General features: G+C 60.7%; 20 protein-coding genes. 16 read left to right on the top strand and 4 right to left on the bottom strand.

Features of this window, described 5'->3' with window-relative positions; genetic code table 11:
- Positions 1–14: 14 nt before the first annotated feature.
- The 12 genes from AC1Q9F_RS24200 to AC1Q9F_RS24145 all read left to right on the top strand — a co-directional run bounded on the left by AC1Q9F_RS24200 (position 15) and on the right by AC1Q9F_RS24145 (position 10,369).
- Positions 15–1,358 (top strand): aryl-sulfate sulfotransferase, encoded by a 1,344-nt coding sequence (locus AC1Q9F_RS24200; protein WP_492621102.1) that lies wholly within the window; start codon positions 15–17, stop codon positions 1,356–1,358.
- Between the two features lie 181 nt (positions 1,359–1,539).
- Positions 1,540–1,866, top strand: coding sequence for a hypothetical protein (locus AC1Q9F_RS24195; RefSeq protein ID WP_007952780.1), 327 nt, complete (start codon positions 1,540–1,542; stop codon positions 1,864–1,866).
- Positions 1,867–2,245: 379 nt separating this feature from the next.
- Entirely contained in the window at positions 2,246–3,058 is an 813-nt protein-coding gene (locus AC1Q9F_RS24190) for an energy transducer TonB (RefSeq protein ID WP_492621103.1), read from the top strand.
- Between the two features lie 45 nt (positions 3,059–3,103).
- The gene (locus tag AC1Q9F_RS24185) at positions 3,104–3,829 is read left to right on the top strand and encodes a MotA/TolQ/ExbB proton channel family protein (RefSeq protein ID WP_085608585.1); all 726 of its coding nucleotides are present in this window, start codon (positions 3,104–3,106) and stop codon (positions 3,827–3,829) included.
- A 1-nt stretch (position 3,830) separates the two neighbouring features.
- A complete protein-coding gene (locus AC1Q9F_RS24180; protein WP_085702758.1) occupies positions 3,831–4,232 on the top strand; it encodes an ExbD/TolR family protein in 402 nt (133 codons plus the stop codon).
- Positions 4,233–4,401: 169 nt separating this feature from the next.
- Positions 4,402–4,983, top strand: coding sequence for an alpha/beta hydrolase (locus tag AC1Q9F_RS24175; protein ID WP_007952774.1), 582 nt, complete (start codon positions 4,402–4,404; stop codon positions 4,981–4,983).
- A gap of 56 nt (positions 4,984–5,039) precedes the next feature.
- Positions 5,040–5,972, top strand: a complete 933-nt coding sequence (locus AC1Q9F_RS24170) for a sigma 54-interacting transcriptional regulator (RefSeq protein WP_039764514.1) — start codon at positions 5,040–5,042, stop codon at positions 5,970–5,972.
- Between the two features lie 164 nt (positions 5,973–6,136).
- On the top strand, positions 6,137–6,934 hold the full coding sequence (locus AC1Q9F_RS24165) for a MetQ/NlpA family ABC transporter substrate-binding protein (protein ID WP_007952772.1): 798 nt from the start codon (positions 6,137–6,139) through the stop codon (positions 6,932–6,934).
- A gap of 460 nt (positions 6,935–7,394) precedes the next feature.
- The gene (locus AC1Q9F_RS24160) at positions 7,395–8,060 is read left to right on the top strand and encodes an amino acid ABC transporter permease (RefSeq protein WP_007918712.1); all 666 of its coding nucleotides are present in this window, start codon (positions 7,395–7,397) and stop codon (positions 8,058–8,060) included.
- Positions 8,041–8,700 carry an amino acid ABC transporter permease gene (locus AC1Q9F_RS24155; protein ID WP_492621104.1) on the top strand — a complete coding sequence of 220 codons (660 nt, stop codon included), beginning with the start codon at positions 8,041–8,043 and terminating at the stop codon, positions 8,698–8,700. Before AC1Q9F_RS24160 ends, AC1Q9F_RS24155 begins: the two co-directional genes overlap by 20 nt.
- The gene (locus AC1Q9F_RS24150) at positions 8,697–9,494 is read left to right on the top strand and encodes an amino acid ABC transporter ATP-binding protein (RefSeq protein ID WP_207984688.1); all 798 of its coding nucleotides are present in this window, start codon (positions 8,697–8,699) and stop codon (positions 9,492–9,494) included. Before AC1Q9F_RS24155 ends, AC1Q9F_RS24150 begins: the two co-directional genes overlap by 4 nt.
- Complete coding sequence (locus AC1Q9F_RS24145; RefSeq protein WP_007952765.1) at positions 9,491–10,369, top strand: transporter substrate-binding domain-containing protein; 879 nt, start codon at positions 9,491–9,493, stop codon at positions 10,367–10,369. The genes AC1Q9F_RS24150 and AC1Q9F_RS24145 overlap by 4 nt, the downstream gene beginning before the upstream one ends.
- Before the next feature lie 152 nt (positions 10,370–10,521).
- Here the strand turns inward: AC1Q9F_RS24145 and AC1Q9F_RS24140 are convergent, their stop codons facing one another.
- Complete coding sequence (locus tag AC1Q9F_RS24140) at positions 10,522–11,682, bottom strand: AAA family ATPase (RefSeq protein ID WP_492621105.1); 1,161 nt, start codon at positions 11,680–11,682, stop codon at positions 10,522–10,524.
- Positions 11,683–11,826: 144 nt separating this feature from the next.
- On the opposite strand from AC1Q9F_RS24140, the gene AC1Q9F_RS24135 reads away from it, so the two are divergent.
- The 4 genes from AC1Q9F_RS24135 (at position 11,827) to AC1Q9F_RS24120 (ending at position 19,396) form a co-directional block, all read left to right on the top strand.
- The gene (locus AC1Q9F_RS24135) at positions 11,827–12,930 is read left to right on the top strand and encodes an efflux RND transporter periplasmic adaptor subunit (protein ID WP_115076155.1); all 1,104 of its coding nucleotides are present in this window, start codon (positions 11,827–11,829) and stop codon (positions 12,928–12,930) included.
- Positions 12,927–13,991 (top strand): efflux RND transporter periplasmic adaptor subunit, encoded by a 1,065-nt coding sequence (locus tag AC1Q9F_RS24130; RefSeq protein WP_492621106.1) that lies wholly within the window; start codon positions 12,927–12,929, stop codon positions 13,989–13,991. The genes AC1Q9F_RS24135 and AC1Q9F_RS24130 overlap by 4 nt, the downstream gene beginning before the upstream one ends.
- Complete coding sequence (locus AC1Q9F_RS24125) at positions 13,988–17,053, top strand: efflux RND transporter permease subunit (protein ID WP_492621107.1); 3,066 nt, start codon at positions 13,988–13,990, stop codon at positions 17,051–17,053. Before AC1Q9F_RS24130 ends, AC1Q9F_RS24125 begins: the two co-directional genes overlap by 4 nt.
- 90 nt (positions 17,054–17,143) lie before the next feature.
- On the top strand, positions 17,144–19,396 hold the full coding sequence (locus tag AC1Q9F_RS24120) for a glycoside hydrolase (RefSeq protein ID WP_492621108.1): 2,253 nt from the start codon (positions 17,144–17,146) through the stop codon (positions 19,394–19,396).
- A gap of 3 nt (positions 19,397–19,399) precedes the next feature.
- Here the strand turns inward: AC1Q9F_RS24120 and AC1Q9F_RS24115 are convergent, their stop codons facing one another.
- From AC1Q9F_RS24115 to AC1Q9F_RS24105, 3 genes are read right to left on the bottom strand one after another with little or no spacing between them, the layout of a single operon-like run.
- Entirely contained in the window at positions 19,400–20,026 is a 627-nt protein-coding gene (locus AC1Q9F_RS24115; RefSeq protein ID WP_492621109.1) for a class I SAM-dependent methyltransferase, read from the bottom strand.
- Between the two features lie 48 nt (positions 20,027–20,074).
- Positions 20,075–20,719 (bottom strand): methionine ABC transporter permease, encoded by a 645-nt coding sequence (locus tag AC1Q9F_RS24110; RefSeq protein ID WP_102718558.1) that lies wholly within the window; start codon positions 20,717–20,719, stop codon positions 20,075–20,077.
- Positions 20,709–21,833 carry a methionine ABC transporter ATP-binding protein gene (locus tag AC1Q9F_RS24105; protein ID WP_492621110.1) on the bottom strand — a complete coding sequence of 375 codons (1,125 nt, stop codon included), beginning with the start codon at positions 21,831–21,833 and terminating at the stop codon, positions 20,709–20,711. Before AC1Q9F_RS24105 ends, AC1Q9F_RS24110 begins: the two co-directional genes overlap by 11 nt.
- Between the last annotated feature and the right edge of the window lies 1 nt (position 21,834).

Here is a 21,834-nt window from a genome sequence, read left to right as displayed (position 1 = left end):
CAAGGAGCTGCATCATGTTGCGCATCAAAACCGCTTTACCGGTGTTGTTGTCCGGCGCAGTGCTCAGTGCCGGGGCGCTCGCCGCACCCAGCGTCTACCCCACCGGCGTCACTCGTTACGACCCGGCCAAGGCCTTCAATCAATATGTGATCTTCAGCGGTGCCGACAAGCAGACGCACCTGATCGACATGAACGGCAACGAGGTCAAGAACTGGCCGCAGTCGGGTTTCCCGTCGGCGATCATCGACCCGCAACTGGTGGGCGGCGAGCGCGGCCATGTGTTGCTGCAACTGAGCGAAAAGGATCCGGGCAAGCTCGGCTCCGCCGGCAACGGCCTCGGCAATCAGAGCGTCGGCGAGCTGGACTGGAACGGCAAAGTCGTCTGGCAGTGGGGCGACAAGGCGCCCGGTGGCGCGGCACAACAGCATCACGATCAGCGTCGCCTGAGCAACGGCAACACCGTGGTGCTGGCGAACAAGGTGCACAAGGTCAAAGGCTTCAAAGTGCCCGAGGTGATCGACGATGCGATCTATGAAGTCAGCCCCGCCGGCGAGGTGAAATGGCAGTGGCTGGCGTCAGATCACTTGAACGAATTCGGCTTCACCGCCGAGCAGTTGAAGCTGGTGCGCGCCAGTGAAAATCCGGATTACCTGCACATCAACAACCTCAGCCTGGTCGGGCCGAACAAGTGGTTCGATGCCGGCGACAAGCGCTTCAATCCGGACAACCTGCTGATCGATTCGCGCAACGCGAACTTCATCGCGATCATCGACAAACACAGCGGCAAGGTGGTCTGGAGCCTGGGGCCGAATCTGCCGCTGGCCAATCCGAAAACCGCGCAGAAAATCCCGCGCCCGGTGGACCAGTTCGTCGGTCAGCATGACGCGCACATCATCCCGGCCGGACTGCCCGGCGCGGGCAATCTGCTGGTGTTCGACAACCAGGGTTCGGCGGGTTACCCGAACGTCACGCTGGGGCTGATTTCCGGTTCGCGGGTGCTGGAGATCGACCCGGTGAAAAATGAAATCGTCTGGCAGTACAGCGCGGCCAATTCGAAGCAGCCGGGGTGGGCGTTCTACAGCTCGTTCATCAGCAGCGCGCGGCGCTTGCCCAACGGCAATACGCTGATCGATGAAGGCATGAACGGGCGGTTCTTCCAGGTGACAGCCAGCGGTGAAAACGTCTGGGAATACGTCAGCCCTTATCTGGGCAAGGCGCCGGGCAGCGACGCGATCAGCAACTGGGTCTATCGGGCCCTTCCTGTGAGTTATGACTGGGTGCCGGCAGGTACGCCGCGTTCGGAGACGGCAGTGATTGCGCCGGCCATTGGTGTGCAACAAACCAATGCCAGTCGTTAGTTATTAAGAGTCTTCCGAATCGAAATAAGTTATGAGCGACATGAATAGTGCATATAGCAATTTCGTTGAGAAGTCGCGTGGACAATAAATGAATGTCCAACCATCCTGAGTGTCGTGAGTTTCCAGGAGGAAACTTGCTCTCATCGGAAGACACTTATCCAACGATAAAGGAAATCTCGTTATGTCGAGCATTAATGGCAACTATGTAAACGCTAACGCTGGCGCCAAACTGACGATCACCGATGGCAACGACTCCAACGGCACCTTCAGCGGCAAGTTCAGCCAGAACGGCGTGAACTACGACATCGCGTACGGTCACTATCACTTCCAGAACAGCACCGGGCAGCCTACGATCATTACTTTCGCGGCTCTGAATGACGGCACTGGCTATCAGTCCTGGACGCTGTTCTCGCCGGATCACAACTACTCGAAAGTTCGCGCGGTGGGTTCGCGTACCAACTTTGACGGTGATGTAGTCGGTCTGGCCGGGGAGTTTGTGAAGCAATAATAAATTCCGTAAATCGAAGGCCGATGCATTAAACATGCATCGGCCTTTTTGTTTGTCCTTTAAAAATTTCGTCAACTATCAACTTGGTATTAGTTGTCACTGAATCCCGGGTCATCGATAACCCGATGCCTTGGATGAATACTTTTTATGCCGGGAAAGCATGTCGATTCCGGCAAATCGCTGGAAGCCTTGCGGGCCGTGGCTTTGGCGGAAATGACCGTTTCATATATTCCATAAACGTCTATTCATAACATGAAAGATTACTTTCGGAGATAAGTGTCTAGCCCAATGATTGACCCATCGATCACGCCGTGGGGGATTCAACAAGCGGCGAATCGGCTACGCGAAAAAACGCAAAGAGACCGCAGGGAGTAAATCAATGGGCAATGTCCAGACCGCCGCCAGTGCACAGGAGGTGCTGTGGCGCCAGGCGCCGAGCGGCGAGTTGGTCGATCTCGGCCTGCCCCATCGCGTGCCGTTGGGGCAGCTGCGTTTGCAGCGCGCGCCCAAGGGCATTCTGAGCCGCCGCGAAACGATTCTGCTCGGCGTTCTGGCGCTGGTGGTGCATGGCGCGGTGATCTACTGGATCAACCAGCATCCGACACCGGCGCTGCCGATCGTGCCGCCGGAAATTCCACCGATGACCATCGAGTTTTCGCGCCCGGCGCCACCGGCACCACCTGTGGTTGTACCGCCGCCACCGGCACCGGTGGTCGAGCCTCCGCCGCCGGTGGAAGACGAACTGGCAACCAAGCCGCCACCGAAACCGAAGCCGGTTCCCAAACCGAAACCGGTCGCCAAACCCGTACCGAAACCGGCGCCAAAAGCGGTCGAGCAACCACCGGCTCCACCACAACCGGCCGCTCCGGTCGCCGCGCCAGCGCCACCTGCACCACCGGCGCCTGCTCCGGTGACGCCGGCCTCGGCCAACGCCGCGTACCTGAAGAACCCGGCGCCGGAGTATCCGTCGCTGGCCCAGCGTCGCGGTTGGGAAGGCACGGTGTTGCTGCGGGTGCACGTGTTGGCCAGCGGCAAACCGGGTGAGATCCAGATTCAGAAAAGCAGTGGCCGGCAACAGCTCGACGACGCGGCGCTGGATGCCGTGAAGCGCTGGAGCTTCGTGCCGGCCAAGCAGGGTGATGTCGCCCAGGACGGCTGGGTCAGCGTACCCATCGATTTCAAGATTCATTAAACCGAAACCAATTTCGCGCTAAACGTTTACACGAGGGAACACATCATGACGTTACTGGCATCTCCACTGGAATCCATCGAAAGCGCGGTGATCTGGCTGCTGGTGGTCTTCTCTGTCGCCACTTGGGGCCTGGCATTGCTCAAGGCGCTGCAGTTCGGCCGGTTGAAGGCGCAGGACCGCAAATTTCACAAGCGCTTCTGGGCGGCGTCGAGTCTGGACTCCGCTGCCGAGTTGAGCGAAACCCAGCCCGGCGCGGCAGCGCGGGTGGCACAGGCCGGTTATGCGGCGATACAAGTGGGCGAGGCGCCGCAGGCCAATGACCTGAGCCAGGCGATCAATCATCAGGATCGCCTCGAACGTGCCTTGCGCCAGCAGATCGTCCGCGAGCGTCGTTCGCTGGAAACCGGTCTGGCGGTGGTCGCGAGTATTGGCAGCACCTCGCCGTTCATTGGTCTGTTCGGCACGGTGTGGGGAATCATGGAAGCGTTGAAAGGCATCAGCGCGGCGGGCTCGGCGAGCCTGGAAACGGTCGCGGGGCCCATCGGTGCGGCGCTGGTCGCCACCGGTGTGGGGATCGCGGTCGCGGTGCCGGCGGTGCTGGTTTACAACTACTTTTTGCGTCGTCTGAAACTGACGGCAGCGGACCTGGACGACTTTGCCCACGACTTCTACAGCCTGGCGCAAAAGAGCGCGTTCCGCGTGCTGATCCACCCTACCGCGCACAAGGCAGCGGCCCAGGGCAACGCAACAAAAGTGAAGGAGGCGTCCTGATATGGCCTTCTCCACGCAAGACAGCGACGAGGTGCTGAGCGAGATCAACGTGACGCCGCTGGTGGACGTGATGCTGGTGCTGCTGGTGGTGTTCATCGTCACCGCGCCGCTTTTGACCAACGCGATACCGATCAACCTGCCGAAGACCGAAGCGGTGGCGCCGGTCGAGCAGAAAGACCCGTTGGTGGTGAGCATCGACGGTGCTGGAAAACTGTTTATCAACAAGGACGAAATCCAGCCGGATCTGCTGGAGTTCAACCTCAAGTCGGCCAAGGCCAAGGACCCGGAAGTGCGCGTGCAATTGCAGGCCGACGACGGGGTGAATTACGGCGAAGTGGCGCGAGCCATGGCTTCGATTGAGCGGGCGGGCATCACCAGGCTGTCGGTGATCACTGCCCGATAAGGGTTTCACGTTTTTCCGGGGCCGTCTCCTTGGCAGGGTGCGGCCCCTTTTTTTGCCCAATGCTTAATATTCTTTTCAGGTCTTAATAAATAGCTTCTTATTCCTTAACGAATATAAATCCCGTCCCTATACTCGTTCAGGAACAGACACGACGCAGGAGAGCTCCCCCATGCGCAACGAATCAATCCGTTATCTGATTGTGCCGGGCTGGCAAGGATCGCCAGAAGATCATTGGCAAACCCACTGGCAGAACAGCCTGCCCAACAGCGCGCGGGTGGAGCAGGCCGACTGGCTGACGCCGCGTCGTGAAGACTGGGTCGCGGCGCTGGCCGAGGCGATTGCCGCCGACAGCTCACCGGTGATTCTCATCGCTCACAGCCTCGGCTGCATCACCGTGGCGCACTGGGCGGCCACCGCGCCGCTGCATCATTTGCGTCAGGTACGCGGGGCGCTGCTGGTTGCGCCAGCGGATGTCGAGCGTCCGGCCTGCGTGCCGGCGCTGCGCAATTTCGCACCGATCCCGACCGATCTGCTGCCGTTCCCGAGCCAGGTCGTCAGCTCCGACAACGACGCCGCCGTCAGTGCGCCGCGTGCGCTGGAACTGGCGCGCAACTGGGGCGCCGAGGCGGGGATTCTCGCAGGCGCCGGCCATATCAACGTGAAGTCCGGGCATCAACGCTGGGAGCAGGGATTCGCTTATCTGTATCGCCTGCAAAACCGCATGGAACACCACGCCCGGCGCCGTGCCTGACCACTTTTATTTTTTCAACGCCCCCGTCTCCCGGCGATTTGGGGCGGGAGTCTGCCATGAGTTTTGAAACCTTCGGCCAGCCGTTGCTGACCTTTCCCGATGCGGAAAAAAGTCCTCTGAGCATTCGCGCCAAGGCGCTGGTGTTCGTCGATCCGCGCTCGCGCCAGTTGCGCGAAGAAATGGCCCAGCTCGCACCGCGCTCGATCTCGGTGTTGATTCGCGGCGAGACCGGCACCGGCAAGGAATTGCTCGCCCGCCACATCCACCGCGCCAGTGATCGCAGCGGGTTGTTTGTCTCGGTCAATTGCGGGGCGATCAGCCCTACCTACGCCGATGCGGAGTTGTTCGGCTACGCCGCCGGCAGCTACAGCGGTTCGGCCAGCAGTCGCGCCGGCTGGTTCGGCTCGGCCAACGGCGGCACCTTGTACCTGGACGAGATCGGCGACCTGCCGCTGCCGATCCAGATCAAATTGCTTTCCGCCCTGGAAAACCACGAAGTCACCCGCGTCGGTGCGCATCAACCGAGCCCGGTGGACGTGCGGCTGGTCGCTGCGACCAGCATCGATCTGGCCCAAGCAGTAGCAGCGGGGAAGTTCCACGAGCGGCTTTATCACTATCTCAGCGAAGGGCATCTGGAACTGCCGGCATTGCGCGCGCGGGTTGGCGACATTCTGTCGTTGGCCGAGTACTTCCTCGGCATCTACAGCCAGCGCCTGGATCTGCCGGTGCCGCTGATCAGCGAAGCGGCGCAGCAGGTGCTCGAACAACACAGCTGGCCGGGCAACACCCGGGAGCTGGAAAACGTCATTCATTTTGCGCTGCTGGTGAGTACCGGCGACGAAATCCTGCCGGAACACTTGAACCTGCCCGAGGTGTCTGGGCCGCAGGTTCAGATCGAGCGTCAAGTGGCGAGCGTGAGCCTCAACGGCACCGTCGACGAACGTAAGGCATTGAAAGAATTGCTGTTGAGCCTGAGCGAGGCGTTGTAACCATTTTATTCAACATGAACAAAATGGAATATGAAGCTGAATAAACGTTATTGTCCGGGAATAAAAAATCCCGGTATTGTCCGCTTCACGCCAGCAGTAGCACATCGCTGGCACACGTATTAATGCCGTCGTCGATGACGACCGATTTTCGATAAGGACACTGCATGAAAAAGGTTCTGTTGTTTACCGCATTGGCGGCTGCTCTGACTGCTTCCCTGGCCCAGGCCGGCGAGAAACTGGTGGTTGCTGCGACGCCGGTACCGCACGCCGAGATCCTCGAACTGATCAAGCCGACCCTCGCCAAAGAAGGCGTGGATCTGGAAATCAAGGTCTTCACCGACTACGTTCAGCCGAACGTACAGGTTGGCGAAAAGCGTCTGGACGCCAACTACTTCCAGACCCTGCCGTACCTGAACAGCTTCAACCAGGGCAAATACAAGGACGACAAAGCCAAGTACCTGGTGACCGTGCAAGGCGTTCACGTTGAACCGTTCGGTGGCTACTCGAGCAAGTACAAGACCCTGGCCGAACTGCCGGACGGCGCCACCATCGCCATTCCGAACGAAGGCAGCAACAGCGGTCGCGCACTGATCCTGCTGCAGAAGGCCGGCCTGATCGAGCTGAAAGATCCGAAGAACGCCCTGGCCACGCCGAAAGACATCGCCAAGAACCCGCACAACTTCAAGTTCAAGGAACTGGAGTCGGCCCTGCTGCCGCGTGTTCTGAAAGAAGTCGATCTGGACATGATCAACACCAACTACGCGCTGGAAGCCAAGTTGAACCCGACCAAGGACGCCCTGGTGATCGAAGGTGCTGATTCGCCTTACGTGAACTTCCTGGTTGCCCGTGAAGACAACAAGAACAGCGACGCCATCAAGAAACTGGCCGCTGCCCTGACCAGCCCTGAAGTCAAAGCGTTCATCGAGAAGAAGTACAACGGCGCGGTACTGCCGGCGTTCTGATCCGACGCAACAGCAACCCCCTTCAAGGTTGAAAAAACGCCGATGGCCAGTGATGGTCATCGGCGTTTTTTCTTGGTGTGGATAACTCAGGCAGCGCTGGTTTTCAGCGCCCTGCGCAAAGCCACCAGCCATTTCATGAAATCCTGCGGGTCCAGTCGCTGCGGCACTTTTACGTCCATGTTCTCTTCCTTGTTATGGGGTTGGCCGGGGGAGTCTGGCCAAAAGCTGTTCGTCCTTGGAGGGCTTTTACGAAAAAAAGATCCGTCCTACAGCGAAAGGAAAAATAGCCTTCTTATTCTGTCGGGGCAAACCCGCAGGATAGTTTTTTGCGTGATATCAATATGCTTTAACGGTATTTAAATTCTTTTTCTTATACCTTTAAAGTCGGTGCCTGCCGGACAGTTACCCGCTGTCCATGGACTGCACCACCGTCGCTTACCGAGCGGCGTCAGGATGTTTCATGACCTTCGATTACGCATTTATCCTCAGCACCCTGCCGGCGTTTCTCAAAGCCGTGGGCGTGACGCTGCAGGTCGGTTTGATCGCCATTGGCACCTCGCTGCTGGTGGCGCTGCTCAATGCAACGATTCTGGTGTTCCGCACGCCTTACCTGCAAAAACTGGTCGGGCTGTATGTGGAGCTGGCGCGCAACACGCCGCTGCTGATCCAGTTGTTCTTCGTCTACTTCGCGCTGCCGGCGCTGGGGATCAAGGTTTCCGGTTTCACTGCGGCGATCATCACCATGACGTTCCTCGGCGGCGCCTACCTCACCGAAGTACTGCGCGCCGGTGTCGATGCGGTGCCTCAGGCGCAGCTTGAATCGGGCCGCTCAATCGGCCTGTCCCACGGCCAGTTGCTGCGTTACGTGATCCTGCCGCAAGCGGGGATCCTCAGCCTGCCGTCGCTGTTCGCCAACTTCATTTTCCTGCTCAAGGAAACCACCGTGGTCTCGGCCGTGGCGGTGCCGGAGATTCTCTACACCACCAAGAGCTACATCGCGCTCTACTACAAAACCTACGAAATGCTCGCCGTGCTGACGCTGATCTGCGTGCTGCTGTTCCTGCCGCTGTCGCTGCTGTTGAGTCGTCTGGAAAGGAGGCTCCAGCATGGCCAGTTCGGGTCTTGAACTGCTCTGGGTGTCGTTGCCGCAACTGGCAAAAGGCGCCGGGCAAACCCTGTCGATCTCGTTCCTCAGCATCGCCATCAGCACCGTCGGCGGCGTGCTCTACGGCGTGCTGCGCACGCTCAACGTGACGTGGCTGAACGCGCTGCTGCGAATCTATCTGGAACTGTTCCGGGCGATCCCGGTGCTGGTCTGGTTGTACCTGCTGTTTTTCGGCCTGCCGATTTTCTTCGGCCTGAGCCTGCTGAGCTTCTGGTGCGCGGTGCTGGTGCTGTCGCTGTGGGGCGCCAGCGAGGTCGGCGAAGTGGCGCGCGGTGCGCTGCATTCGTTGCCGCGCGGGCAGCGTGAGGCGGGGCTGTCGATCGGCCTGAACGCGGCGCAGCTCTACGGATACGTACTGTTGCCCCAGGCGCTGAAACGCATGACGCCCCCGACCATCAACGTCTACACGCGGATCATCAAGACCAGTTCGCTGGCGGTGCTGATCGGCGTCGTCGATGTGATCAAGGTCGGCCAGCAGATCATCGAGCGCACCTACGAATCGGTGCTGATCTACGGCGCGCTGTTTCTGTTTTTCTTTTTCATCTGCTACCCGCTGTCGGCCGCCTCGCGCGTGCTGGAGCGGCGCTGGACGCAAGCATGAGCGCATTGATCGAGTTTCAGGGCTTCAACAAATTCTTCGGCGAACAGCAGGTGCTCAAGGGCATCGACCTGCAAGTGAAGTCCGGCGAAGTCATCGTCATCCTCGGCCCCAGCGGCTGCGGCAAAAGCACCCTGCTGCGTTGCCTCAATGGTCTGGAAACCGCCCACAGCGGCCACTTGAAATTCGCCGGTCGCGAATTGCTGGACAAGGCCACCGACTGGCGCGAAGTGCGCCAGCAGATCGGCATGGTGTTCCAGAGTTATCACTTGTTTCCGCACATGAGCGTGCTCGACAACTTGCTGCTCGGCCCGCTCAAGGTGCAGAAACGCGAACGCCGCGAAGCACAGGAGCAAGCCGAAGCGTTGCTTGAACGCGTGGGCCTGTCGGACAAGCGCGACGCCTTCCCGCGCCAGCTCTCCGGTGGCCAGCAGCAACGCATCGCCATCGTCCGTTCGTTGTGCATGAACCCGCGGGTCATGCTCTTCGACGAAGTCACCGCCGCCCTTGATCCGGAGATGGTCAAGGAAGTGCTGGAGGTGATTCAGGGCCTGGCCCGCGAAGGCATGACCCTGTTGATCGTCACCCATGAAATGGCCTTCGCCCGCGCGGTGGCCGATCGCATCGTGTTCATGGATGCCGGGCGCATCCTTGAACAGAACCCGCCCGAGCTTTTCTTTACGAACCCGCAAACCGCACGCGCGCAGCAGTTCCTGGAGAAGTTCTCCTACGTCGAAGCGCTGACTTCAACGACTTCGCCCACAACGTCTCAAACCAAGGAACTGGAACTGCCATGAAAACTGCCAAAGCCCTATTTGCTTTACCGCTGATCAGCCTCGCGCTGCTGGCCGGCTGCAACAAGACCGAAGAACCGGCCAAGCCGAAAGTCGCCAGCGAAAGCACCGCGCCGGCCGGTTACCTGGACAAGATCAAGGCCCGCGACAAACTGATCGTCGGCGTTTTCACCGACAAGCCGCCGTTCGGTTTCGTCAACGAAGCGGGGCGCTACGTCGGCTTCGATACCGACATCGGCCGTCAATTCGCCAAGGATCTGCTGGGCGATGAAAACAAGGTCGAGTTCGTGGCCGTGGAACCGGCGAGCCGCATTCCGTTCCTGCAAAGCGACAAGGTCGACCTGATCCTCGCCAACATGACCGTGACCCCGGAGCGCAAGGAAGCGGTGGAATTCACCAACCCGAACCTCAAGGTCGCAGTGCAGGCGCTGGTGCCGCAGGGCAGTGAAGTGAAAAAGCTGGATGACCTGGCGACCCGCACCACCATCGTCACCACCGGCACCACCGCCGATATCTGGCTGACCAAAAACCACCCGGACTGGAAACTGCTGAAGTTCGAGAAAAACTCCGAGTCCCTGCAAGCCCTGGCCAACGGCCGTGGCGATGCCTACGCGCAGGACAATCTGGTGCTGTTCAGCTGGGCCAAGCAGAACCCGGGCTACCGCGTGCTGGACGAAAAACTTGGCGCCGAAGCGCCGATTGCGCCGGCGGTGAAGAAGGGCAACATTGAGCTGCGCGATTGGGTGAATACGGAGCTGGCCAAGCTGGGCGAAGAGAAATACCTGCTCAAGCTGTATGACCAATACGTACGTAAAGAGCTGAGCGATGACACCAAGCCAGAGAGCGTGATTGTTGAAGGCGGGAAGTGGCAGGGCTGATTGCCTGACAGGTCGGCGGTTGATCGTTCCCACGCTCCGCGTGGGAATGCAGCCCGTGACGCTCCGCGTCACTGGACGCGGAGCGTCCCCAGAGGCATTCCCACGCAGAGCGTGGGAACGATCAGATACGGTGTGGGATCGAGAGTGTGAGGCTAATCAGGCCAGTTCCACGCCGGCTCATCCAGAACCCTCTGCCCGACGATCCCGGTCTGGCCGAGGGTTTTTTCCAGCACGATGCAATTGCATTCCGGGTCTTCCTGCAACGCCGAAATCAATCGCCGGGCATGGGACACCACCCACACCTGACACTGCTCCGACACGCGGATGATCAAACGCGCCAGCGCGGGCAGCAGATCCGGATGCAGGCTGGTTTCCGGCTCGTTCAGCACCATCAGCGACGGCGGGCGTGGCGTCAGCAGCGCGGCGACCAGCAGCAGATAGCGCAACGTGCCATCCGACAGTTCCGCCGCCGACAACGGCCGCAGCAATCCTTCCTGAAAAAACTCGATGGCAAAACGTCCGCCCGCCAGCGGCGCAATGTTCAGTCGTGCACCGGGAAACGCATCGCTGATCGCCGCCTGCAGCGCCTCGGGATCGCCGATCTCGCGGATGGTCTGCAACGCGGCCGCCAGATCCCGCCCGTCGTGATGCAGCACCGGCGTGCGAGTGCCCAGTTGCGGCTGGCGCACCGGGGCGTCGGCGTCACTGCGAAAGTGATCGTAGAAGCGCCAGCGGCGGATGAACTCGCGCATCTGGAACACTTCCGGCGAGGTGCGCAGGCTGCCGGCCTGATCGAACAGGCTGTCGAAGTTCGGCGTGTGCTGGGCCAGCACGTCCCAGCTGCGACCCTCACGGGTGCGGATCATCGGCCCGTCGCGATCCACCAGCAGACTGGCCGGACGATAGAGCGGCCCGGCCCAGATGCATTCCTTTTTGATTTCCGGGTCGAGGGAAAAGAACGAGAGGCTTGGCTCCGGCAATCCCAGAGCGATCGAATAGCTGAAATCTTCCCCGGCAAAGCCCAGGCGCAGGCGTTTCACACCCTGGCGCACGGTGGACTGGATCGGCACCTCGCCGTTGCGCATGCGCCGACTGATGGTTTCCGGCCCGGCCCAGAATGTCGAGTCGAGACCACCCTCACGGGCCAGCGCATTGACTACGCCGCCCTGAGCGGTTTCCGCCAGCAATCGCAGCGCCCGGTACAGGTTGGACTTGCCGCTGCCGTTTGGGCCGGTGATCAGATTCAGACGGCCCAGCGGGATTACCAATTTATTGATCGAGCGGTAATTGGCCACCGCGAGGGTCTTGAGCATGAAAATCCTTCTTGAGTGCCCCGAAATCCGGGTCAGGATACTCGCTGCACAGAAATGCATATATCGCCCGGACGAAGGTTGAACCCTGTTCTAAGCTCACAGTCGTATCGTCACTTGCACGTTCGTACACAGGAAGGAGTCTGCATGGCGAGTCCCGGATTGAAAACAGCGGTCATGCTGAGTCTGTTCGCTTTGTTGAGCGCGTGCGGCGAGAAAAAGGCCCCCGCCGAATACCTGCCCCGGGTCTTCGTGCAGGAGGTCAACCCCGCCAATTACGCCGCCGCCGTGACCCTCACCGGCGACGTTCAGGCGCGCGTGCAGACCGAACTGTCGTTCCGGGTCGGTGGCAAGATCATCCAGCGCATGGTCGATGTCGGTGACCGGGTATCGGCCAAACAAGTGCTGGCCAAGCTCGATCCGAAGGATTTGCAGACCAACGTCGATTCTGCCCAAGCCCAGGTGCTGGCCGAGCAGGCACGGGTCAAGCAGAGCGCCGCCGCGTTCGTCCGCCAGCAGAAACTGTTGCCCAAGGGCTACACCAGCCAGAGCGAATACGATTCCGCGCAGGCTGCCTTGCGCAGCAGCCAGAGTGCCTTGAGCGCGGCCCAGGCGCAGTTGGCCAACGCCAAGGATCAATTGAGCTACACCTCGCTGATCGCCGATGCGCCGGGCGTCATCACCGAGCGTCAGGCCGAAGTCGGTCAGGTGGTTCAGGCCACAGCGCCGATATTCAGCCTGGCCCGGGACGGCGACCGCGACGCCGTATTCAACGTTTACGAATCCCTGCTGGCCGAACGGCCGGCGGAGCGTTCGATCGTCGTCAGCCTGCTCGACAACCCCGCCATCAAGACCACCGGCACCGTGCGCGAAATCACCCCGGCGGTGTCTGCGCAGTCCGGAACGGTGCAGGTCAAGGTCAGCCTCGACAGCCTGCCGCAGGGGATGCAACTGGGATCGGTTGTGAGCGCCACGGCCAAGGGCACCGGCAAGTCGGCCGTTGAATTACCGTGGTCGGCGCTGACCAAGAACATCAGCGATCCGGCGGTGTGGATGGTCGACGATAAAGGCGAAGCGCAGTTGCACAACGTCACCGTCAGCCGCTACCTGATCGGCAAGGTCATCATCAGCGAGGGCCTCAAGGGCGGGGAAAAAGTCATTGTTGCGGGTGGGCAGTTGCTGCATCCGGGCATGAAGGTCGAAATTGCCGAAAACACCTACAAGGATCTGCAACCGGGAGCACAGCCATGAAGCGTCTGGGGCTGTTATCCATTGGCGTGTTGCTGGCCGCCTGCTCGAAAAGCGAGCCACCGCCGGAGCCGGTACGGCCGGTGTTGTCGGTCAAGGTCGAAGCGTTGAGCGAGGAAAACCTCGGGCGTTTCGCCGGCAGCATTCAGGCGCGCTATGAAAGCAACACCGGTTTCCGCGTCGGCGGGCGCATTGCCAGCCGTAACGTCGACGTCGGTACCGAGGTGCAGAAGGGCACGCTACTCGCCACCCTCGATCCGTCCGATCAGCAAAACCAGCTGCGTTCGGCCCAGGGCGACCTGGCCAAGGTTCAGGCACAACTGATCAACGCCCAGGCCAATGCCCGCCGTCAGCAAGCGCTGTTCGACCGTGGCGTGGGTGCGCAGGCGCAACTGGACATTGCGATGACGGACCTGAAAACCACCCAGGCTTCGCTGGATCAGGCGCGGGCGGCGGTCAATCAAAGCAAGGATCAACTCGACTACACCGAGCTGCGCTCCGATCACAAAGCCGTGGTCACCGCGTGGAACGCCGAGGCCGGGCAAGTGGTGACGGCGGGCCAGCAAGTGGTGACCCTGGCGCAACCGGACATCAAGGAAGCGGTGATCGATCTGCCGGACACCCTGGTCGATGAGATCCCGTCCGACGTGGTGTTTCTGGTGGCCGGGCAACTCGACCCGAGCATCAACACCACGGCCACCCTGCGCGAGATCGAACCCCAGGCCCAAAGTGCCACGCGCACCCGACGTGCACGGCTGACCCTGGCCAATACGCCCGACGGCTTCCGCCTCGGCACCGCGATCAGCGTCACCCTCAGCTCGGCGATCAAGCCGCGTATCGAATTGCCAGCCACGGCGTTGCAGGAGGTCGATGGCAAACCGCGAATCTGGGTCATCGACACCCAAAGCAAGACCGTCAACCCGCGCGACGTCAGCGTCATCAGCCGCACCGACAGCAGCGTGGTGCTCGCAGGGGGCGTGAAGAACGGCGAGCGTGTGGTCAGCGCCGGCGTCAACAGTCTCAAACCCGGACAATCCGTGAAACTTGACGAGGACAGTCAATGAAAGGCTCTTTCAATCTCTCCGAATGGGCCCTCAAGCATCAGTCTTTCGTCTGGTATCTGATGTTCGTCGGATTGCTCATGGGGGTGTTCTCCTACTTCAATCTGGGGCGCGAGGAAGACCCGTCGTTCACCATCAAGACCATGGTGATCCAGACCAAATGGCCGGGTGCGACCCAGGAAGAAACCCTCAAGCAGGTCACCGACCGCATCGAGAAAAAACTCGAAGAACTCGATTCCCTCGACTACGTGAAAAGCTACACGCGCCCCGGCGAATCGACGGTGTACGTGTACCTGCGCGACACCACCAGCGCCAAGGACATTCCGGAAATCTGGTACCAGGTGCGCAAGAAGATCAACGACATTCGCGGGCAGTTTCCGCAAGGCATTCAGGGGCCAGGATTCAACGACGAATTCGGTGACGTGTTCGGCTCGGTGTACGCCTTCACCGCCGACGGCCTGACCATGCGCCAGTTGCGCGATTACGTGGAACAGGCGCGGGCCGAGATCCGCAATGTGCCGGGGCTGGGCAAGATCGAGATGATCGGGCAGCAGGACGAAGTGCTCTATCTGAATTTCTCGACCCGCAAACTCGCGGCGCTGGGCATCGATCAGCGCCAGGTGGTGCAGAGCCTGCAATCGCAGAACGCCGTGACCCCGGCCGGTGTCATCGAGGCCGGCCCCGAGCGGATTTCCGTGCGGACTTCGGGGCAGTTCGCTTCGGAGAAAGACCTGGCCGAGGTCAATCTCAAACTCAACGACCGCTTCTATCGCCTGGCTGACGTGGCCGACATCACCCGTGGTTACGTCGACCCGGCCACACCGGAATTCCGCTTCGACGGCAAGCCGGCGATCGGTCTGGCGATTGCCATGCAGAAGGGCGGCAACGTACAAGAGTTCGGCAAGGCCCTGCATAAACGCATCGATGAGCTGACGGCAGATCTGCCGGTTGGCGTGGGTGTGCACACGGTGTCCGATCAGGCGGTGGTGGTGGAGGAAGCCGTCGGCGGCTTCACCAGTGCCTTGTTCGAGGCGGTGGTGATCGTGCTGGTGGTCAGCTTCATCAGTCTTGGCGTGCGCGCCGGGCTGGTGGTGGCGTGCTCGATCCCGCTGGTGCTGGCGATGGTGTTCGTGTTCATGGAATACAGCGGCATCACCATGCAGCGGATTTCCCTCGGCGCTCTGATCATTGCCCTCGGCCTGCTGGTGGACGACGCGATGATCACCGTGGAAATGATGGTCACGCGCCTGGAAATGGGCGAAAGCAAGGAAGAGGCCGCGACATTCGCCTACACCTCGACCGCATTCCCGATGCTTACCGGTACGCTGGTGACGGTCGCCGGTTTCGTCCCCATCGGTCTCAACGCCAGTTCTGCCGGCGAGTACACCTACACGCTGTTCGCGGTGATTGCCGTGGCGATGATCGTGTCCTGGATCGTGGCGGTGTTCTTCGCCCCGGTGATCGGCGTGCACATTCTCAGCACCAACGTGAAACCCCATGAAGCCGAACCGGGGCGTGTTGGCCGCGCATTCAACGGCGGTTTGCTGTGGTGCATGCGTAATCGCTGGTGGGCCATCGGCATCACCGTGCTGTTGTTTGTGCTGGCGGTGTTCTGCATGCGCTTCGTGCAGAATCAGTTTTTCCCGTCCTCGGATCGACCGGAAATCCTGGTCGACCTCAACCTGCCGCAAAACGCTTCGATCGACGAGACCCGCAAGGCTGTCGACAAACTCGAGGCCACGCTCAAGGGCGACGCGGACATCGTGCGCTGGAGCACCTACATCGGTCAGGGTGCGATCCGTTTCTACCTGCCGCTCGACCAACAATTGCAGAACCCGTACTACGCGCAACTGGTGATCGTCAGCAAAGACTTCGAAGCCCGCGAGGCCCTGAGTCAGCGCCTGCGCGAACGGCTGCACAAGGACTTCGTCGGCATCGGCAGTTACGTGCAGGCGCTGGAAATGGGCCCGCCGGTGGGGCGCCCGATCCAGTACCGGATCAGCGGCAAGGACATCGACCAGGTGCGCAAACACGCCATCGACCTGGCGACTGAACTGGACAAGAACGAGCACATCGGCGAGATCATTTACGACTGGAACGAGCCGGGCAAAGTCCTGCGTATCGACATCGCCCAGGACAAGGCACGCCAGCTCGGGCTGTCGTCCGAAGACGTGGCGAATCTGATGAACAGCATCGTCAGTGGCGCGCCGCTGACCCAGGTCAACGACGACATCTACCTGATCAACGTGGTCGGTCGCGCGGTGAGTTCGGAACGCGGCACGCCGGAAACCCTGCAGAACCTGCAGATCGTCACGCCCAACGGCACGTCGATTCCACTGCTGGCCTTCGCCACGGTTCGTTATGAGCTGGAGCAGCCGCTGGTGTGGCGCCGTGACCGCTTGCCTACTATCACCATCAAGGCGTCGGTGCGTGACGAGATTCAGCCGACCGATCTGGTGAAAATCCTCAAGCCATCCATTGATGATTTCGCCGCCAAACTACCCGTGGGCTACAAAGTCGCCACCGGCGGTACGGTCGAGGAGAGTGGCAAGGCGCAGGGGCCGATTGCCAAGGTGTTGCCGCTGATGCTGTTCCTGATGGCGACCTTCCTGATGATCCAGTTGCACAGCGTGCAGAAGCTGTTTCTGGTGGCCAGTGTCGCGCCGCTGGGGCTGATCGGCGTGGTGCTGGCGCTGGTGCCGACCGGCACGCCGATGGGCTTCGTGGCGATCCTCGGGATTCTGGCGTTGATCGGCATCATCATCCGTAACTCGGTGATCCTAGTGACCCAGATCGACGAGTTCGAGCGCAAAGGTTATGCGCCGTGGGATGCGGTGGTGGAAGCCACCGAACACCGCCGTCGCCCGATCCTGCTCACCGCCGCCGCGGCGAGCATGGGCATGATCCCGATTGCCCGGGAAGTATTCTGGGGGCCGATGGCCTACGCGATGATCGGCGGGATCGTGATTGCGACCCTGCTGACGCTGTTGTTTCTCCCGGCGCTGTACGTGGCCTGGTACAAGATTCGCGAGCCGAAGAAGGACGCTTCGCCATCGGCAGATTGAGTGCGCTTGTTACATTTTTGCGAAGTGTCTGACTTACAGCACCGGAGTATTCGGTTACCGTCCCTTCTCCTCCAGGAGAAGGGATTTCTGATGCTCACCGTTACCCGCTGGCTGCGCGCGCTATTGCTGATTGCCGGTTTATCCCTCTCGTCCCTGTCACAGGCCGATACGGTATTGGAAAACTCGCTGTGGCACGTGCAGCTCGACCCGGCAACGCTGGCTGTTCGTGTCACGCCTGCAAACGATGCGACGGTGCAGGTCTCGGCGGGCGTTGCCGCACATAAGGTCAGCCACTTGATCAGGCGTGATGATCGCATCGATTGGCAATGGGATGACGGGGCCTGGACCCTCAGCGCGAGCCTGGATCAACGTGATCTGTCCTTCTCGATCACGGCGCGTGAACCCGCGGAACTGGAATTTCTTCGTCAGCCCGCCAGCGTGATGGGCAAGGGACTGATCTGGCCCCTGGCCGAAGGGCACTATGTGCCGCGTGGCGATCCGGTGTGGCAGGAATTCCTTTTGAGTCAGGGCGAATTCAATACCACTCAGGATCTGAGTCTGCCGCTCTGGGGCGTTGAACAGGATGGATTCAGCCTGCATTGGCTGATGACCAATCCCTTTAACAATCGGCTGTTGTTCAGCGCCGAAGACAAGACCTTGGCATTGTCCGCGCGGCATCACTTCACGCCACTCAATCCGTCAGCTCCATTGACGTTTACGCTGTTCCTCGGGGCGGCCGATCCGTTGGCCGGCGCCAAACGCTACCGGCAATGGCTGATCGATAACGGTCGCTATGAAACCTTGAACAGCAAATTCGTGAAAACACCTGAGGCGAAGCGGCTGTTGGGCGCCACTCATCTGTACCTGTGGGGCAACGACCTGCTGGGGCGCAAAGATGTGCGCAGCTGGCCTGTGCTGCTCGAAACCCTGCGCGGTGGTGGCTCACTGGCCAGTGAGCTGAAAGGGGAAATGGATCGTGAGGCGTTGCAGATCCTTGCCACTGGCAGGGAGTTGAACGGCTATCAGAAAAAAGTGCTTTTGCGCGGTCTCAACCACGCCCTGAACACCCTGGCTCGCGAGGCCTGGCAGGCCCGTGCAGTGCCGGATATGCAGGCTCTGGTCAACGGTTACGCTGATGTTCGCGTTCAAGTGGCAACCGGCCTCGGTGAGGCGCTGATGCCTGAACCTGAGCGTTGGGGCAGCACCTTGTCGCTGGATACGATCAAGCAATTACAGAACGCCGGGCTGTCCCGTTTGTGGTTGGGACTGGGTGAGGGTTGGGAGGGTGGCCTATGGCACCCCGAGACAATCAAGGCAGGCGTGGCAGCGGGTTATCTGATCGCGCCGTACGACTCTTATGAGACGGCGCTGAGCCGCAGTGAAAACCCTGACTGGACCACGGCACACCTCGGGGACAAGGCGAATCTCGATTGCGCAATCGTGAAGATCGACGGAGCGCTGAAAAGCGGTTTCCAGCAGTCAGGGCATTACACCGATCCTCGCTGCGTGCGGCCGCTGCTTGAGCAACGTGTCGCGGCGATTCGCAACGCCGCCGGTTTCAACAGCTGGTTTCTCGATGCCTATGCCACGGGCATGCTGTTCGACAGCTACCGTTCCGGGGCAACGATGACCCAGGCACAGAATGCCGAAGGCAACATCGGCGCATCACGCTGGATCAATGAAGTGCTGAAACTGCCCGCAGGCTCCGAGGATGGCAACGCAACGACCGCACAAGGCGTGTTGTTCGCCCATGGCATGCAGACGCCGGTGATCGGTTGGGGTGATGTCGAAATGAGCAAGAACCCCAAGTCGAAGTACTTTGCAGGCAAGTGGTATCCGCCGGAGCAGCCAGAGGTTTTCTTCAAACCTGTGCCGATCAAAGAGTCGTTGCGGCGTATTCACTTTGATCCGGCCAGCCGTCTGCCGTTGTATCAGGCCGTGTTCCATGGCTCGGTCATCACGTCCCATCATTGGCTGTTCGATAGCCTGAAACTGACCAATGTACGGGCGGACAACGAACTCGCTCAGTTGCTCTACAACGTTGCGCCGCTGTATCACCTCAGTGCCGACACGCTTGCGCAGCGATTACCGCAGATTGCCCGTCAGGATGCGTTCTTCCGGCCTTTGCATGAACGTCTGGCAAACCAGGCGCTCACCGGTTTCGAATGGTTGAGTGCGGACCGGCTGGTTCAGCAGACATCCTTTGAAGACGGCACGCGATTGCTGGCCAATTTTGATGTGCAGAGGCGTGAAGTACAGGGGCAGACATTGCCCGGACGGAGCATCACTGTGCGCTCGCCCGAGCAAGCGCCAGTTTACTTTCAGGTTGAGGCGAGGCCCTGATGCTCAAACCTTGCGCCAGACACTCGCCAGCCAAGGCTGCTGCTCACGCGGCAGCCCCGCCGGCCGGTAGTAATGTTCCAGCTCGACGAACCCGGCATTGGTCAGCAACCCGCGCCAGGCTTCAAGATCGTGGTACGAGCCATAACGCGGCCCGTTCCAGCCCTCACGGTTATCGCCGCGCGGATTGGAGCTGAACAGCACGCCGCCCGGTTTCAATGTCCCGTGCAGCTGTTTCAAGACCCGGGGCAATTCCTGCAACGGCACATGAAACAGCACTGCATTGGCGAAGATCCCGTCGAAGCGTTCTGCCGGCAGATCCAGCTTCAGAAAGTCCTGGCACCACACCTCACAGCCACTGCCTTCCCGAGCCATCTGCGCGAATTTCTCCGCGCCGTCGAGGCCAACGGCGACGTGTCCCATCCGGGTGAAAGTCTGCAAATCCCGCCCCGGCCCGCAGCCGAAATCGAGAATGGAAAACGGCGCTTCACCCTGGATGTGCCGCAACAGGGCGTCGATGTTCTGGCTGACATCGTGATCGCGGGTGCCTTCACGAAAATCCTCGGCCACCGAGTTGTAGTGGCCGAGGGTGGTAGAGGTGATCTGTTCCAGATCGGTGGGGGTCTGCTTCATGGTCGAACTGCGCCGGCAAAGGATTTTGCCGACTATACGCCATGCCATTCAGCGCTTGTTCAACCCCCGCGCCAGACGATCACCGCCCAGTTGAATCACCGCCACCAGCGCCACCAGCAGCACGATCACGGTCAGCATGATCTGGCTGTCGAAACGCTGATAGCCGTAGCGGTACGCGATGTCGCCCAGACCGCCGGCGCCAATCGCGCCGGCCATGGCCGAGGAGTTGATCATCGTCACCAGGGTGATGGTGAACCCACCGACAATCCCCGGTAGCGCTTCAGGCAACAGCACATGCCAGACGATGTGCCAGCGCCGGCAGCCCATGGCTTGCGCAGCTTCGATCAGGCCGTAGTCGACTTCACGCAGGCTCACCTCGGCGATCCGCGCAAAGAACGGCGTGGCCGCAATGGTCAACGGCACGACGGCCGCCCAGACGCCGTAGGTGGTGCCGACGATCAGCCGGGTAAACGGAATCAGCGCCACCATCAGAATCAGAAAAGGAATCGAGCGAAACAGGTTCACGAACGCACCCAAAGCGCGATTGAGCACCGGCGCTTCGTAGATGCCGCCCTTGTCGCTGGTGACCAGAATCACTGCCATCGGGATACCCGCCAGCAGTGCGATCAGCGACGAAACGCCGACCATCAGAAACGTGTCGATAAAACCCTGCAGCAAGCGATCAAACCACATAACCCAGCACCTCCGTGCGTTGTGCCCACTGGCTGGCACGCTGACGCAATTCCTCGGCGTTCAGCTTTGAGCCCGTCACCGCCAGCAGCAATTGCCCGAGCGCGTGGCCCTGAATCCGTTCCACGCCGCCCTGGAGCAATTTCACCCGGCCACCGAGCGCGGCGAACAGTGCGGCCAGATCCGGCTCATCCTGCTGGCTGCCGGTGAACTGCAAGCGCAGCACCACGGCCGCGTCCGCCGACAAAGGCTGTGCGTGCAAACGGCTCTGCAATTCTTCGGGCAAGGCGTGTTGCAACGGTGCGAGCAAGGTCTGGCTGACCTCGTGCTGTGGATTGCCGAACACCTCCCAGACCGGGCCCTGTTCGACGATGCGGCCATGTTCCAGCACGACGACGCGGTCGCAGATTTCCCGGATCACCGCCATCTCGTGAGTGATCAGCACGATGGTCAGGCCCAGGCGTTTGTTGATCTCGCGCAGCAGGCCGAGGATCGACTGGGTGGTTTCCGGATCGAGGGCCGAAGTGGCTTCGTCACACAGCAGAATGTCCGGGTCATGCACCAGCGCGCGGGCGATGCCGACACGCTGTTTCTGCCCGCCGGAAAGCTGCGCCGGATACGCCTTGTGCTTGGCTTGCAGGCCGACCAGTTCCAGCAGTTCGCGAACCTTTTTCTCCCGCTGTTCCTTTGGGACGCCGGCGACTTTCAGCGGCAGTTCAACGTTCTGCCACACCGTTTTCGCCGACATCAGGTTGAAGTGCTGGAAGATCATGCCGATCCGCCGACGCAGGGCGACGAGGCGATCCTCGTCGTACTCGCCGATGTCCACCTGATCGATCAGCACCCGGCCCGAGGTCGGTTGTTCGAGGCGGTTGATGGTGCGGATCAGCGACGACTTGCCGGCGCCGCTGCGGCCGATGATGCCGAACACTTCACCGCGCTGGATCGCCAGGTCGATGCCTTGCAGGGCGGCGACCGGGCCTTGTTTGCCGTCGTAGGTCTTGCCGAGCCCGACGAAACGCACATGGGCGCGGTTCAGTTCGGGATGCAGTTCGGTGCGCTGTGCCAGCGCGGGTGGCTCTGGAAGATCCAGTCGCCGTTGAATGGCCGCGGTCATC

Source organism: Pseudomonas sp. GW823-FHT04A03 (genome assembly GCF_058796615.1).
Note: the sequence above shows the minus strand (reverse complement) of the source record. Positions and strands in the feature narration are given on the sequence as shown.

Coding starts and splice junctions, on each gene's coding strand:
- AC1Q9F_RS24175 (WP_007952774.1), top strand. CDS start 4,402: ATGCGCAACGAATCAATCCGTTATCTGATTGTGCCGGGCTGGCAAGGA.
- AC1Q9F_RS24135 (WP_115076155.1), top strand. CDS start 11,827: ATGGCGAGTCCCGGATTGAAAACAGCGGTCATGCTGAGTCTGTTCGCT.
- AC1Q9F_RS24200 (WP_492621102.1), top strand. CDS start 15: ATGTTGCGCATCAAAACCGCTTTACCGGTGTTGTTGTCCGGCGCAGTG.
- AC1Q9F_RS24140 (WP_492621105.1), bottom strand. CDS start 11,682: ATGCTCAAGACCCTCGCGGTGGCCAATTACCGCTCGATCAATAAATTG.
- AC1Q9F_RS24160 (WP_007918712.1), top strand. CDS start 7,395: ATGACCTTCGATTACGCATTTATCCTCAGCACCCTGCCGGCGTTTCTC.
- AC1Q9F_RS24130 (WP_492621106.1), top strand. CDS start 12,927: ATGAAGCGTCTGGGGCTGTTATCCATTGGCGTGTTGCTGGCCGCCTGC.
- AC1Q9F_RS24170 (WP_039764514.1), top strand. CDS start 5,040: ATGAGTTTTGAAACCTTCGGCCAGCCGTTGCTGACCTTTCCCGATGCG.
- AC1Q9F_RS24150 (WP_207984688.1), top strand. CDS start 8,697: ATGAGCGCATTGATCGAGTTTCAGGGCTTCAACAAATTCTTCGGCGAA.
- AC1Q9F_RS24195 (WP_007952780.1), top strand. CDS start 1,540: ATGTCGAGCATTAATGGCAACTATGTAAACGCTAACGCTGGCGCCAAA.
- AC1Q9F_RS24110 (WP_102718558.1), bottom strand. CDS start 20,719: ATGTGGTTTGATCGCTTGCTGCAGGGTTTTATCGACACGTTTCTGATG.
- AC1Q9F_RS24165 (WP_007952772.1), top strand. CDS start 6,137: ATGAAAAAGGTTCTGTTGTTTACCGCATTGGCGGCTGCTCTGACTGCT.
- AC1Q9F_RS24115 (WP_492621109.1), bottom strand. CDS start 20,026: ATGAAGCAGACCCCCACCGATCTGGAACAGATCACCTCTACCACCCTC.
- AC1Q9F_RS24155 (WP_492621104.1), top strand. CDS start 8,041: ATGGCCAGTTCGGGTCTTGAACTGCTCTGGGTGTCGTTGCCGCAACTG.
- AC1Q9F_RS24125 (WP_492621107.1), top strand. CDS start 13,988: ATGAAAGGCTCTTTCAATCTCTCCGAATGGGCCCTCAAGCATCAGTCT.
- AC1Q9F_RS24185 (WP_085608585.1), top strand. CDS start 3,104: ATGACGTTACTGGCATCTCCACTGGAATCCATCGAAAGCGCGGTGATC.
- AC1Q9F_RS24120 (WP_492621108.1), top strand. CDS start 17,144: ATGCTCACCGTTACCCGCTGGCTGCGCGCGCTATTGCTGATTGCCGGT.
- AC1Q9F_RS24145 (WP_007952765.1), top strand. CDS start 9,491: ATGAAAACTGCCAAAGCCCTATTTGCTTTACCGCTGATCAGCCTCGCG.
- AC1Q9F_RS24180 (WP_085702758.1), top strand. CDS start 3,831: ATGGCCTTCTCCACGCAAGACAGCGACGAGGTGCTGAGCGAGATCAAC.
- AC1Q9F_RS24105 (WP_492621110.1), bottom strand. CDS start 21,833: ATGACCGCGGCCATTCAACGGCGACTGGATCTTCCAGAGCCACCCGCG.
- AC1Q9F_RS24190 (WP_492621103.1), top strand. CDS start 2,246: ATGGGCAATGTCCAGACCGCCGCCAGTGCACAGGAGGTGCTGTGGCGC.